Raw genomic sequence first — 13099 nt, forward strand, 5'->3', positions numbered from 1 at the left:
GGCTTTGCTCCCGGCATGAAGATCGATCTGGCATCGACGTTCCAGAACTCGCTGAATTCGCTGGTGAAGCGCGGCGACAGCTTGATCGCGCTGGCGTACATTTTCTTCACCTCGGGGGCGAAATCGGCCCTTTCGACACGACCACGCTCCTTGGCGATCCAATCCACCACAGGGACCGCCTTGGCCAGACGCTCTTTGCGCATGGCGGCGCGGCGCTCGACCGTGGCGTCGATATCGGCGATGGGATAGCCGTCTTCATCGTCCTTCAGCACAATGCCGAAAACCTGGTCCGCCGCTTGCCGGGTGAGAAAGCCGTTCTCGACATCCCAGGCGGTCTTGATCGGATCGCGCTCCAGTACGTCGCCGTAACCACCGCCGCCATTGTAGGAATGGCTGAAGATGTCGCCGGATTTGTGCGGCGAGGTGATGTAGGGGCCCTCGACCACGACATGGTCGCCACCGATGTTCCGCTCGTAGTCGGAGACATGCGGATCGATGCCGGGCGCATGCGCCAGCGGTTCGCCTTTTGCCGCGAGTTCGTGAATGTCTGAGTTGCGCACGGCGCGATGCTTCTGGCAGGTCGGCGCCGGATAACCGCCGCACATGCCGCCATTGTCGAACACGCGCGAAGAATGTTCGGAGGTGTGGAGCCGCAGATGCGACGTCTTGTTGATCAGCCAGGTCGAGACGAAGGAACAGCCGCCGCGATATTTGCCGGCACCGCCGGAGTTGGGCACGATCGAGCGGCCGATATAGACCATCGGCATCGACTGTTCCCAGACCTCGATGTTGCCCATGTCGGATTCCGGGTTCCAGCCGACATAGGCGGTGTCGAGACCATCCTTGATGGCGAGCGCGCCGGAGCCGGCGGCGGCGCATTCAAAATGGGCCATGCCGAACGGCGTGCCGTACTGGCTCTCGCCGCCCATCTCGATCATCGGGCTGTTGACCTGGCCGACGAAGGCCTCCTCGACGAAGCCGCGGGCGACAAAACTGCGCGACAAAAGCCGCTGGAAGACGCCATAGGCCGGCAGCAGCAAAGCCCATGAGGTGGCGGTCGCCACCATCTCGTTGTCGGGGTTGGTCCAGGTGCCGTGCGGCAGTTTCAGTTCGGTCGCCATCCACGCGCCGTCATTGACCAGCCCTTCGAAATTCATGTGCTGGGTCAAGGTGACGAACATGCCGCCATCCATGCCGGCCGGCGTGCAGTTCATCGAATGGTAGCCCCAGGGCTGCGTGCCCTCGAAGTCCATGGTGATCTTGCCGTCGGTGGTGATCTCCATCTCGATCGGGATGTTGTAGAGCCAGTCCGGATCGCCGAGCAGCTGGAAGCCGGGTTTGCCTGCGGTGACGTGGCCGTAAAAAGTGTGGCCGCGATAGATTCCGGGGACGGTGAGCTGGCGGGTGCGGGCGAGCTGGGCACGGCGGCCTTCCTCGATGAACTCCTTCGACACCTTCATCCAGTAGTCGAGGCCGATCTCGGAGATCAGCTGCTTGACGCTTTCGCGCATGTCGATGCAGGATGCGACTTTGGCCTTCTCGTCGAGCACCCAGTAGATCGGCATTCGCAGATTGCGCTCGCAGCGGATGACGTAGTCGCGGCGGATCTCGTCGTTCTCGCCGATCTTCTCGGCGCAGACGAACAGACCCTCGGTGAAGCGCTCCTGCGCGAGACACACATCACCGCCTGGGGTAATGCCGCCAGCCTCCAGCTCGTGGCAGACGGCGCCGGCCCAGCCGACAAGCGTGCCTTCATGAAAGATAGGCACCACGTCCATCACGTCGGGCACCTGCACAGTGCCTATGAAGGCGTCGTTGTTGGCGAAAATGTCGCCTTCGCGGATGCGCGGGTTGTCCTCGTAGCCGTTTTTGATCATCCATTTGATGAAGCGGCTCATCGTATGGACGTGCACCATGATGCCGTTGGAGAGAGCGATGGCGTCGCCCTCGGGCGTGTAGATGGCGACCACCATTTCGCCGACCTCGCGCACGCCGGGCGAGGCCGAGATGCGGCGCGCCATTTCGCGCGCCGAGACGCAATAGGCGCGTAGCTTGGTGTGCAGCGTCTCGAATTTCAGCGGATCCTGGTTGCGCAGCGTGAGTTCCGTAATGCCGTCATAGCAACCGGTCTCTTCCATCAGCCGCTCGGAATCGAGCAGTCTTTCGCGAAGGCGCAGGGCCGAGGCAGGTTTGTCCAACATGGCGGTCGCCCTCTCAAGCGTGGGTGTAGTGCAGCAGCGTCCATTCATCGACATGGACACGGTCCTGCGGATGAACGACGAGCGTGGTGGCGGGATGTTCGATGATGGCCGGGCCGATGACTTCGTGGCCTGGCTGAAGCAGATCCATCTCGTAGAGATTGGCCTTGTGCCAGCGCCCACCGATATAGGCCTCGCGCACGCCCTTGTGGGCGGCTGCCGGGTTGGAGGCGCCGAGCGGCCGCTTGAGCAGCACCGGCTTGACCTTGTCGGCGGTGGCGATCAGCCCGAGTTCGGTGATGGTGAAGCCGGCTTCGCCATAACGCGACACGCGATGGTTGACCTTGGCATAGACCGCCTCGAACTCGTCGATAACCCTGCGCATGTCGTCGGCCGAACCGACCTTGGCAAGCGGCGCCATGACTTCGACGTCCTCGAGCTGGCCGGTGTAGCGCATCATCAGGAACGGCACGGTCCTGATCTTCTCCCTGGTATGGCCGTCGGCGATCATCTCGTCGACCGCTGCCTTGGTCAGGTCGTTCCAGACCGTGGTGACCTTGGCGCCGAAGGCGGCCAGCGTAGCCTCGTCGGCGCGTGACGGGATGTCGTGCTGGGTGGAGACGGAATGACGCCGCATGAAATCGGCCGTGGTGCAGCCGAAGGCGGAGAAGGCGGCCGCGAACTGGAAGGTGATGATGTCCTTGAAGCCGATGCCCCTGGAGCAGCCGGCCAGATGCAAAGGTCCCGAGCCGCCATAGGACAGCAGCGTGAATTCGGAGGGATGGATGCCTTGCCCGGAAATGACCCGGCGCAGCGCGTTGTTGGCATCGGACTCCAGCATGTCGATCATGCCTTCCGCGGCTTCCTCGACACCAACGCCGAGCACGCTGGAGCACTTTTCCTCGAAGGCGCGGCGCGCCTTTTCGACCTGCAGCACGACCTTGCCGCCCAGGAAATAGTGTGGGTTGAGGCGGCCGAGGATGGCGTCGCAATCGGCGATGGTCGGCTCGGTGCCACCGCGATCGAAGCAGATCGGACCGGGATCCGAGCCGGCGCTTTCCGGCCCAAGCGAGACCTTCTTGGTCAGGGGATCGACCTTGAGGATCATGCCGGCGCCGGCGCCGATCGTGTCGAGATGCAGCGTCGGCACGTTGAGCTTGAAACGGTCCATCAGCGGCTCGTTCTCGATTCGCGTCTGGCCGCGTGTGATGACGCCCATGTCGAAAGAGGTGCCGCCCATATCCGAGCAGATCAGCGAATCATTGCCGATCAGCTTGCCGACATAGGCAGCACCGAGGATGCCGCCGATCGGGCCGGAGATCATGGTTTCGTGCAGGCGCGGATGGTTGATCGAGGTCAGGCCGCCGAAGGAGAGCAGCGTCTGCACGCCATATTTGAAGCCGTATTTCTTCGAGACGTCCTCGATACCCCTAAGCTGCTTGCGGCCGCGCGAGGTGGCGTAGGCCTCGATCAGCACCGAATTCAGCCGCGACTGCTCGCGGATGACCGGGCGGACCTCATGGCTGGTGTAGACGATGATGTCGGCGCCGGCCCTGTCGACCTCCGCGCGGCAGATCTCGGCGATGCGCTTCTCGTGCACCGGATTGACATGCGAGAAGATGGTCATGATGCAGATCGCCTCGACCTTGTCGGCGATCAATTTTTTCGCGGCGATGGAGACCTCGTGTTCGTAGAGCGGCAGCACGACGTCGCCGAACTGGTCGATGCGCTCGGTGACGCCATGCGTGCGGCGGCGCGGCACCAGCGGATCGGGATGATGATGCGTGACCGCGTGCAGCCGGTCGGCGTAGGAATAATCGGCCCAGGCCTGCAGCCCGCGGCCCATCAGGATCATGTCCTCAAGGCCCTTGGTGGTGATCAGGCCGAGCCGGCGGCCGGTGCGCGACAACAGTGTGTTGAGCATGCCGGTGCCGGAATAGAGCACGACGTTGACGCCGGAAAACAATGATTCCAGCGAGATGCCCCAGGCATCCGCCGCGTCCTCGGCAGACGCGAGAAAACCTTCGGCTTCGTTCTTCGGCGTGGTCGCCGACTTGCCGATCTTGAAGTGGCCGTCCTGATCGACAAGAATCGTGTCGGTCATGGTGCCGCCGGCGTCGATACCGATGACGATTGGATTGCCGACGATGGGGCCGGTGAGATTGGGTTGGGTCACGGTCGCCTCGGGATCTGGTCTAGGTTGACGCAAGGCTAGATTCGATGGGCGGCTTCGCGCCATATGCCTAAAGACATAATGACGGCTGAGCTGACATCGCCGAAAAAAGGGCATGCGCATGGGGACCATCTGGGCGCCGCTCGCCAAAGCGATCGCCGCCACCGGCACGGACAGGCATGTCGACTGCCTGATCGACCTGATCGGCGCGGATATCGAGCACGACCTCGTCACGGTGACGCGCTATTCGACGACGCAGACACCCGAATTCATCAAACACCGACGCTTCTCGGACGAAATGGTCCGGCGCTATCTCGACAATTACTATGTCTTCGACCCGTTCTATGCGTCGTGGCGACGCGAGCGAAGGCTGGGCATCATGCCGCTGAAACGGCTTGCCAACGATGAGGCCAAGCGCGGCCAGTACATAGCCGGCTTCCTGGCGCAGTCGGAGATCTGCGACGAGGTCGGCATCATGCTGGCGGACGGCGGCGACTGGTGCCTCGGCATCTTCCTCGACCGCTCGACCACGCTATTCAAAGACAGCGAGATCGCCCTGCTGGATGAACGGCTGCCGGTGTTCGAGGCGCTGCATGCGCTCGACATCAAGGCGCGCGGAACGGAATTCTCCCGCACGTCAGCGCCGACAGGCCTCGGCGCCTCGCCCCGCCAGGAACCGACCATTCCAGCCAGCCTGTGGCCGGAGCTGTCACTGCGCGAGCGGGAGTTGGTCCAACTGATCCTCGCCGGTCACCCGACGGCCAACATCGCCGAACGCCTCGGCATCACCGTCGGCACGGTCAAGAACCATCGCCGGCGCATCTATGAGAAGCTCGACATCACCACGGAGCGGGAATTGTTTTTGCAGTTCTTCCAGCATCGGGTCGACCGATAGCCCGGGTTCGGACAGCTAAGCGGGTTACGCTTTTCCCGTTGCAGGTTAGAGCTCATCCTCCCAATTGGCGCCGCCATAGAGCACACGGAAGATCACCACTTGGTCGGATTCGACTGTAAAGGTCACCGTTACACGGCGCTCGAAACCGACAACCCGAAGGCCCTGGCCGCAGATCGTCACGGCGTGTTCCGCGCTCCGAGGCGTAGTCGAGACCCTGGCAGTAGGCTTCGATACGCTCGATATAGCGTATGGCCGTGACGTTGCCGGCGGCGATCTCGATGGTGTCGTATATCCATCTTAAGTCCGCTAAGGCTTCCGGCAACAGAACAATATGCCGGCGCTTCACACATCCCTCTTAAAGCGGGCGGCGTGGTGAGCGCGGATGTCGTCAAAAGCCTGGTTGGCTGGGATAACTCGGGAAGGATCCGCCTTCCACCTGTCATAGGTCGGCACAACCTCCTCGCGGAGCCAGCGCTCTACGGCCGCGTCGCGCTCTTGCAGGGCGCGAAGGCCGGCGCGGATCACTTCACTGCTGGTCGCGTAGGTTCCTGATTCAACGAGACGGTCGATGAAAGCAGCCTGCTCTGTTGGCAGGCTGAAGGTGCGCTTTTCGGTGGCAGCCATGATTTCTCCTATAATGTCGGTGTGATTATATCATACCAACATCCAATACGTTAGAAAACCTGTCGGCCCAAGAAACCGACATCGGCACTGCTAGCAGTCTCAAAATTCCTCTTGCGGAACCGCGCCGTCCCGGCTTAGTCTTTGCCTTCTCGCAAAAATGAAATTTAATTCCATTTGCCTGCAACCTTCTAGCCAGCATCGTGCCCCAGGAAAAATGAACGGCCCAATCGACTAAGAAAATATTTGATATATCATCTACCAGAACGGAAATAGCTGACATGGTCCAGCAGACATCGATCCAGCCATCGGCGCCCTGGTTGCGGCTAGATGTCGATGATTCGGACTGGACCGACGCCGAGGTGTCGAGCCTGGTGCGCTGGTATCACCAGATGCTGCTCATCCGCCGTTTCGAGGAAAAGGTGCTCGATCTGGCCCATGCCGGGCTGGTGCATGGTCCGGCCCACGCCAGCATCGGACAAGAGGCCACGGCGGTCGGCGCCATGTCCGTGCTCGGCACCGGCGACCGCATCAACGGCACCCACCGTGCCCATCACCAGGTGCTGGCCAAGCTTGTCAACGCGCAGACGCCCGGCGGATTCGACCCGCTGCATGATGCTTTCAACCCAGGCATGCAGGGATCGGTTCGCGGCCTGATGGCCGAGATCATGGGCCTCAAGTCAGGCTATTGCGGCGGCCGTGGCGGCTCGATGCATATGCGCGACGATGCCTCCGGCATCCCAGGCACCAGCGCCATTATCGGCGGCAACCTGCCGCACGCGGCGGGCTATGCGCTCGCCAACAAACTGCTCGGCACCGGCAACATCTCGGTCGCCTTCTTCGGCGACGGCACGATGATGGCGGGACCGGCCTACGAGGCGATGAACATCGCCGCGCTCTACCGGCTGCCGGTGATCTTTTTCGCCGAAAACAATCTCTATGCCGTCTCCACGCACATCAACGAGCAGACGCGCGAGACGCGGCTGGCCTCGCGCGGACCTATGCTCGGCTTTCGTGGCATCGAATGCGACGGCATGGATGTGGTGGCAGTCCACCATGCCATGCGCGAGGCGCGCCGGACGATTGAGGAAGACGGCGGCCCGGTGCTGGTCGAGGCGCTCTGCTATCGGTTTCTACACCAGAGCGGCGCCCGCCCGGGCAGCGAATTCGGCTACCGCACGCGCGCCGAGGAAGACGTCTGGAAAGCGCGCGACCCGCTTGCGACGATGGCGGCTCGCCTGAAGACGATGGGCATCCTGAACGCTTCGGACCTCGGGACACTCGACCAGCGCGTCATGGAGGCGGTCAACACCGCTGCCGATTCCCTGACCGAGATGAGCGGCAACGCGCTGCGCATTCCTGATCATCTGTGGCCGGACCCAAGCGACGTCGACAACCAGATCCGCGGCGATCTTTCCGAACTGAAGGGCGAGCGCTTCCTCGAGATCGAGGACGTGCCGCCGGCCGACACCAGGCCGGTCAAGTTCATGGTTGCCGCGTCCGAGGTCATCGCTCGCGCCATGGAGCAGGACCCGCGCATCATCATCATGGGCGAGGATGTGCACCGGCTGCGCGGCGGCGTTTCGGGCGCCACAAAGGGCGCGCTGGAGCGCTGGCCGGAGCGTGTGCTGGCGATGCCGATCGCCGAGAATGGCTTTGTCGGCGTGGCGCTGGGTGCAGCGCTTTGCGGCTTGCGGCCGATCGTCGAGATCATGTTCGGCGACTTCTGCCTGGTTGCCGCCGACCAGCTGTTCAACGCGGTCAGCAAGGTGCGCCACATGTTCGGCGGCGGCTTTCCGGTGCCAATCGTGGTCAGGGTGCGCGTCTCGCCGCACACCGGCTACGGCTCGCAGCATTCGGGCGATCCGTCCGGCCTGTTCGCCCTGTTTCCCGGCTGGCGCATCGTCGCGCCGACGACGCCCTTCGACTATATCGGCCTGATGAATTCAGCGCTGAAATGCGACGATCCGGTCGTCGTCATCGAGCATGTCGAGCTGTTCCCGAGCGAAGGCCCTGTGCCTGCGGACGACCGCGACTATTGCGTGCGGCTCGGCAAGGCGAAGATCGTCAGGCCGGGCAGCGCCTGTACACTGCTCACCAGCGCCAGCATGGTTGCCGTCGCCAGCCAGGTGGTCGAGGAGACCGGCGTCGATGCCGAGATCATCGACCTGCGCAGCCTCGACCCGACCGGGCTCGACTGGCCGCTGGTGGAGGCCTCGATCCGCAAGACCAACCGGGTAGCCGTCATCGAACAGGTGCAGCGTGGGCTATCGCTTGGCGGACGACTGACACAGGAGATTCAGGATCGCGTGTTCGATTATCTCGATCACGAGATCCTGCATGTGACGGGAAGCCTCTCGGCTCCCGTCGTATCGGCCCCGCTCAACCGCGCCGCACTGGGCGGCGCTGAAAAGCTCAAGGCCGCGCTTCAATCCCTCACTGCCGTGGGTGGATAGAGCGAACGCATTGCCACAAAGATCCGACAAGAAAATGGGAGAACTGACATGAGCATCCTACAGAGAAACAAGACCAGGGCGAAGATGCTGGCAGCCGTGCTGCTGGCCACCAGCGCCTTCTGGGCGCCGGCCACGTTCGCGCAGGACAGCAAGCCGCTGGTCATTGCGCGCAACATCGACCTCAACTCGCTCGATCCGCACCGCGCCTTCTGCGACACCTGCCAGATCTACAATTCCAGCGTCTATGAATCGCTGCTGACGCTGGACAAGGACAACAAGCTGATCCCGCTGCTCGCTTCCAAATGGGAAGGCAATGCCGACCAGAGCAGCTTCACCTTCACGCTCGACCCGGCCGCCAAATTCTCGGACGGTTCGCCGGTCGAAGCCAAGGACGTGAAATGGTCCTGGGAGAGGCTAAAGAACCTCAAGGGCAGCGCCTCGTTCCTGATGGACAATGTCGCCTCGATCGAGACCCCGGACGCGCATACGGTGGTCGTCAAGATGGTCGCGCCGAGCTCCGAATTCCTCAACATCGCGGCGGCGCCCTACGCAGCGGTCGTCAACAGCAAGGTTGCTTCCGAAGCCGGCGCCAAGGCCGATGCGGACGCTTCGACGACAGACAATGCCGAGGCCTGGTTCCTGGCGCATTCGGCCGGCAGCGCGCCGTTCGTGCTGAAATCCTATGAGCCCAATTCGGAACTGCGGCTGGCGCGCAACGACAAGTACTGGCGCACCGCGCCGGCGCTGAGCGAAGTCGTCATCCGCCAGACCAAGGATGCGGTGGCGCAGGCACAGATGCTGCAGAGCGGCACCGCCGACATCGCCATGCAGATCGACCCGGACACGGCCAAGACGATGACCGGCAGCGACGTGAAAATCGAGACCGTGCCGTCCTACAATTTCATCTATGTGGCGCTGTCGCCCGGCGCCAAGGCCAACAAGGTTCCGCTGACGCCCGAAGTGCGCGAGGCCATTTCGCTCGGTCTCGACCGTCCGAGCATCCTGGACTTCACCATCGGCTCCGAGGGCCAGTTGATCAGCGCACCGATCCCGCTCGGCTTCCCCGGCGGTTCGGGCTTCGAGGCGCAACCCTATGACGTCGCCAAGGCAAAGGAACTTCTGGCCAAGGCCGGCCATGCCGACGGCTTCGAGATGGAAGCGGCGTTTCCCGGCATGAACGTCTATGGCGTCGATCTGTCGCTGTTGATGCAGAAGGTTCAGCAGGATTTGGCCAAGATCAACATCAAGCTCGACCTGCAGCCGATCCCCTTCGCCAACTGGCGCGAACGCGTCAATGGCGACGGCATCCCGATGACGGCGGTGTTCTACGCGCCGGACTATTACGGCACGTCGCAATACGTCGATTATTTCGCCATGACCAAGGGCAGCCCGTGGGCGCGCCGCGCCGGCGCGGTGCGCGACCCGTCGGTGCTCAATCCGAAGGAAGCGGATATCTACAAGGCAGCCCTTGCGGCAAGCGGCGACGAGGCCGCCAAGCTGTGGCATCAGGCCGGCGAGGAGATGATCAAGGACAGGATCATCCTGCCGTTGATCAGCCCGAACCTGATCCTGGCCTACAAATCGGACGTCAAGGGCGTGCGTTACAGCGCCTGCTGCAACCTCCCGCTGGCGGAACTCAGCCACTGAGCGAAAAGATGCGGGAGGCGGCCAGCCGCCTCCCGCTTCCTCATCCTGGACGGTCAGCAAATCCTGTTCTTCCAGCATTAAGATCAATATATGATATATCAATACGCGGAGAACTCGCTATGACTTCCCTGATCAACTCCAAAGACCAGTTGCTGCGCGAGCGCGCGGCCTCGGTCATTCCGGGCGGCATGTGGGGGCACATGGCGACGCGCTATCTCGGCTCCGCCTATCCGCAATTCTTCGAGCGCGCCGACGGCTGCCGGGTCTGGGATGTCGATGGCCGCGAGTACATCGACCTGATGTGCAGTTGGGGCCCCAATATCCTCGGCCACCATCACCAGGCGGTCGAGGCAGCGGCCGAGCGGCAGCGTCGCCTGGGCGATGCGATGAACGGCCCTGGCGAGGTGTTGGTCGAGCTGGCCGAACTGCTGGTCAAGACCGTCGCGCATGCCGACTGGGCGATGCTGCAGAAGAACGGCACCGACGCCACCACGGCCTGCGTGACGATCGCACGCGCCGGCACCGGCCGGCGCAAGGTGCTGGTCGCGCGCGGCTCCTATCACGGCGCCGTGCCGTGGTGCACGCCTTCGCTCGCCGGCGTCACCGCCGAGGACCGCGCCCATATCGTCCATTTCGACTACAATGATGTTGCCAGCCTCGAGGCAGCCGTCGAGCAGGCCGGCAGCGATCTTGCCGCCGTCGTCGTCACCGCTTTCCGCCACGATATCGCCCGCGACCAGGAACTGCCGACCGCCGCCTTCGCCAGACGGGCGCGCGAGCTCACCACCGCCGCCGACGCGGCGCTGATCGTCGATGATGTCAGGGCCGGCTTCCGCATCGATCTCGCCGGCAGCTGGGAACCGCTCGGCGTACGGCCGGACCTGTCCGCTTTCTCGAAGGCGATCGCCAATGGCTATCCGCTTGCCGCGATCACCGGCACCGACCGGTTTCGCGAAGCCGCGACCAAGGTCTATGTGACGGGGTCGTTCTGGTATGGCGCCGTCGCCATGGCCGCCGCGATCGCCACCATCAACACGCTGCGCGACACCGACGCCATCTCCAGGATGACTGAAGCCGGCGACAGGCTGCGCTCAGGCCTCGATGCGGCAGCGAAGAAGCATGGCCTGTCGCTTCGCCAGACCGGCCCGGTGTCGATGCCGATGGTGCTCTTCGACGGCGATGCCGAATTCAAAAAGGCCGACGCCTTCTGCTCGGCCGCCTTGCGCGAGGGCGCCTATTTCCACCCCCGGCACAACATGTTCCTGAGTGCCGCGCATACCGCAAAAGACATAGATCTCGCCCTGCAGGCTGCCGATGCCGGCATGGCCGCAGCGGCGCAGGTGGCGTGACCAGCGCCGATGCGGTGGGAAGGAACAAATCGCTCAGCCGACGGCCGACACCAGGCGGCCGTTCTGCGCCGCGCGGCGCAGTTCCTCGGGCGTGACCGCACCGTCGTTCAGCCGTTCGAGAACCTTGACCAACAGGCGTCCGCCTTCGATCATGTCCTGCTGAATGCCCTTGCGCACGCCGTTCTCGTCACGCGCCCGCAGCGCGTCGAGAATGTCGAGGTGCCGGTGGCGGCCGTCGTAGGTCGGCCTGGCGTGCGGGTATTGATAGTTCACCAGCGGACCGTTGCGCAGCCAGATGCCCTCGATGATCGCCAGCAGCTCCGGCATTTGCGCCGCCTGGTAGATGGAATGGTGGAATTCCCAATTGTCGCGGACGGCTTCGAACCAATGGCCATTGTCCTCGTTGGCAATCAGTCTGTCATGCACCTCGGCCAGACGGTCGATCTCCCGTGGCTCGATGCGCGTTGTTGCCGCCGCCCCCGCCATGCCTTCGAGATGCAGCCGGATGCTGCGCAACTCCAGATATTGGGCCAGCGACAGCTGGGCGACGGTGATCGAACGACCGGCCTCCATCTCCAGACCCTTTTCGCGGACCAGCTGCATCAGCGCCTCGCGCACTGGCGTCTCAGACACCTGAAGGCTGGCGGCAAGGTCGCGGATCTTGAAGCGATGGCCCGGCCAGAAGCGGCCCTCCATCATGGCGCGGCGAAGCTCCTCGTAGACGCGCGTCGTCAGATTGTCGCGCGCGATCGGCGCGATAGAAGCAGTCACATCCGCTCTCCGTTCTTGCAGCGGCGCCGGCGTCGCCTGCGTCGCGTGGGCTGTGTATATGATACCACGAATGGCCTGACCACCGACATGAGACAGGCAACTGCGAGACGGGCAGCCATGGTGCAGACGGACATGAGACGGGGCGCATGACCGCGACGCCTTCACTCCTGTTCGGCGCCATAGCCGACGATCTGACCGGCGGCACCGAGCTGGCGTCGATGCTGGTGGCGCGCGGCATTCCAACGGGATGCACGGTCGGACTGAGTGCGCCGATCCCACCAGGCAATCTTGCCCATGTGATCCTGCTGAAGACCCGCGTCATCGCGGCCAGCGATGCGGTGCGCCAGGTTCTGGAGGCGGCGGACCGGCTGCTTGAAGCTGGTGCCCGGCAGATCTTCTTCAAATATTGCGCCACTTTCGATTCGACACCTGCCGGCAACATCGGTCCTTGCGCCGAGGCGCTGCTCGAGCGCCTCGGCGGCGGCGTCACGCTGTTCACTCCGGCGCTGTGTGAGACCGGCCGCACCGTCTATCAGGGACACATGTTCGGCGGCGCCCAATTGCTGGGTGAATCGCCCAAGCGCTTCGATCCGCTGACGCCGATGACCGATTCCAATCTGGTTCGCGTGCTGCAGGCGCAGAGCAAAGGCAAGGTCGGGCTGGTGCCCTATCTCGTCGTCGATGCCGGGGCGGAGGCCATCCGCAACGCCATACGAGAGCACAGCGCGGGCGGCGAGACGCTGCTGGTCACCGACACGATCCGCGAGCGCGACCTGGTTGCGATCGCGGAAGCGACCTTCGACCTGCCGCTGATGACCGGCAATTCCTCGGTCGCCGCGCATCTGCCACCGGCCTGGCTCACGCATGGGCTGCTGAATTCAGTCGATCTCGTTACCGCCAGCCTGCCGGCCATAAACGGCCCAGCGGCGGTGCTGGCCGGCAGCGTTGCCGACCGCACCATCGAACAGCTCGAACGCTTTGCGCAAAAC

At 63.4% G+C, this 13099-nt stretch carries 10 protein-coding genes and 1 pseudogene; 5 read left to right on the forward strand and 6 right to left on the reverse strand.

What is annotated here, in order from left to right; translation table 11 throughout:
- Together EN906_RS08015 and EN906_RS08020 are read right to left on the reverse strand one after the other, a co-directional pair.
- A partial coding sequence (locus tag EN906_RS08015) for a hydantoinase B/oxoprolinase family protein (RefSeq protein WP_127269095.1) occupies positions 1-2201 on the reverse strand: 2201 nt, incomplete at its 3' end.
- Between the two features lie 13 nt (positions 2202-2214).
- Positions 2215-4374, reverse strand: coding sequence for a hydantoinase/oxoprolinase family protein (locus EN906_RS08020; RefSeq protein WP_127270869.1), 2160 nt, complete (start codon positions 4372-4374; stop codon positions 2215-2217).
- A 112-nt stretch (positions 4375-4486) separates the two neighbouring features.
- Between EN906_RS08020 and EN906_RS08025 the strand changes: the two genes are divergently transcribed.
- Positions 4487-5266, forward strand: a complete 780-nt coding sequence (locus EN906_RS08025; protein ID WP_127267759.1) for a LuxR C-terminal-related transcriptional regulator — start codon at positions 4487-4489, stop codon at positions 5264-5266.
- 45 nt (positions 5267-5311) lie between these two features.
- On the opposite strand, the gene EN906_RS38950 is transcribed toward EN906_RS08025, so the two are convergent.
- From EN906_RS38950 to EN906_RS08035, 3 genes and pseudogenes are all read right to left on the reverse strand, one after another.
- Complete coding sequence (locus EN906_RS38950) at positions 5312-5446, reverse strand: hypothetical protein (RefSeq protein WP_306663811.1); 135 nt, start codon at positions 5444-5446, stop codon at positions 5312-5314.
- A 25-nt stretch (positions 5447-5471) separates the two neighbouring features.
- Positions 5472-5612, reverse strand: a pseudogene (locus tag EN906_RS38955) (type II toxin-antitoxin system RelE/ParE family toxin); the annotation flags it as partial.
- Positions 5609-5890: a type II toxin-antitoxin system ParD family antitoxin gene (locus EN906_RS08035; protein ID WP_023811572.1), complete on the reverse strand. Its 282-nt coding sequence runs from the start codon at positions 5888-5890 to the stop codon at positions 5609-5611. The pseudogene EN906_RS38955 and the gene EN906_RS08035, both read right to left, overlap by 4 nt.
- Positions 5891-6168: 278 nt before the next feature.
- Here EN906_RS08035 and EN906_RS08040 point away from each other — a divergent pair, with 278 nt between their 5' ends.
- From EN906_RS08040 to EN906_RS08050, 3 genes are all read left to right on the forward strand, one after another.
- The gene (locus EN906_RS08040; protein WP_127267758.1) at positions 6169-8343 is read left to right on the forward strand and encodes an alpha-ketoacid dehydrogenase subunit alpha/beta; all 2175 of its coding nucleotides are present in this window, start codon (positions 6169-6171) and stop codon (positions 8341-8343) included.
- 84 nt (positions 8344-8427) lie between these two features.
- Positions 8428-9990 (forward strand): ABC transporter substrate-binding protein, encoded by a 1563-nt coding sequence (locus EN906_RS08045; protein ID WP_164749072.1) that lies wholly within the window; start codon positions 8428-8430, stop codon positions 9988-9990.
- A 119-nt stretch (positions 9991-10109) separates the two neighbouring features.
- The gene (locus tag EN906_RS08050; protein WP_127267756.1) at positions 10110-11339 is read left to right on the forward strand and encodes an aminotransferase class III-fold pyridoxal phosphate-dependent enzyme; all 1230 of its coding nucleotides are present in this window, start codon (positions 10110-10112) and stop codon (positions 11337-11339) included.
- A 33-nt stretch (positions 11340-11372) separates the two neighbouring features.
- Here the strand turns inward: EN906_RS08050 and EN906_RS08055 are convergent, their stop codons facing one another.
- Complete coding sequence (locus EN906_RS08055) at positions 11373-12110, reverse strand: GntR family transcriptional regulator (protein WP_127267755.1); 738 nt, start codon at positions 12108-12110, stop codon at positions 11373-11375.
- Between the two features lie 146 nt (positions 12111-12256).
- On the opposite strand from EN906_RS08055, the gene EN906_RS08060 reads away from it, so the two are divergent.
- On the forward strand, positions 12257-13099 hold an 843-nt coding region (locus tag EN906_RS08060; RefSeq protein WP_164777127.1), incomplete at its 3' end, for a four-carbon acid sugar kinase family protein.

Source organism: Mesorhizobium sp. M7A.F.Ca.CA.004.06.1.1 (genome assembly GCF_003999135.1).
In the GTDB taxonomy this organism is placed as follows: domain Bacteria; phylum Pseudomonadota; class Alphaproteobacteria; order Rhizobiales; family Rhizobiaceae; genus Mesorhizobium.

Excerpts from the sequence above, each read along its gene's own strand:
- EN906_RS08050 (WP_127267756.1), top strand. The coding sequence starts at position 10,110 with ATGACTTCCCTGATCAACTCCAAAGACCAGTTGCTGCGCGAGCGCGCG.
- EN906_RS08040 (WP_127267758.1), top strand. The coding sequence starts at position 6,169 with ATGGTCCAGCAGACATCGATCCAGCCATCGGCGCCCTGGTTGCGGCTA.
- EN906_RS08025 (WP_127267759.1), top strand. The coding sequence starts at position 4,487 with ATGCGCATGGGGACCATCTGGGCGCCGCTCGCCAAAGCGATCGCCGCC.
- EN906_RS08045 (WP_164749072.1), top strand. The coding sequence starts at position 8,428 with ATGCTGGCAGCCGTGCTGCTGGCCACCAGCGCCTTCTGGGCGCCGGCC.
- EN906_RS08035 (WP_023811572.1), bottom strand. The coding sequence starts at position 5,890 with ATGGCTGCCACCGAAAAGCGCACCTTCAGCCTGCCAACAGAGCAGGCT.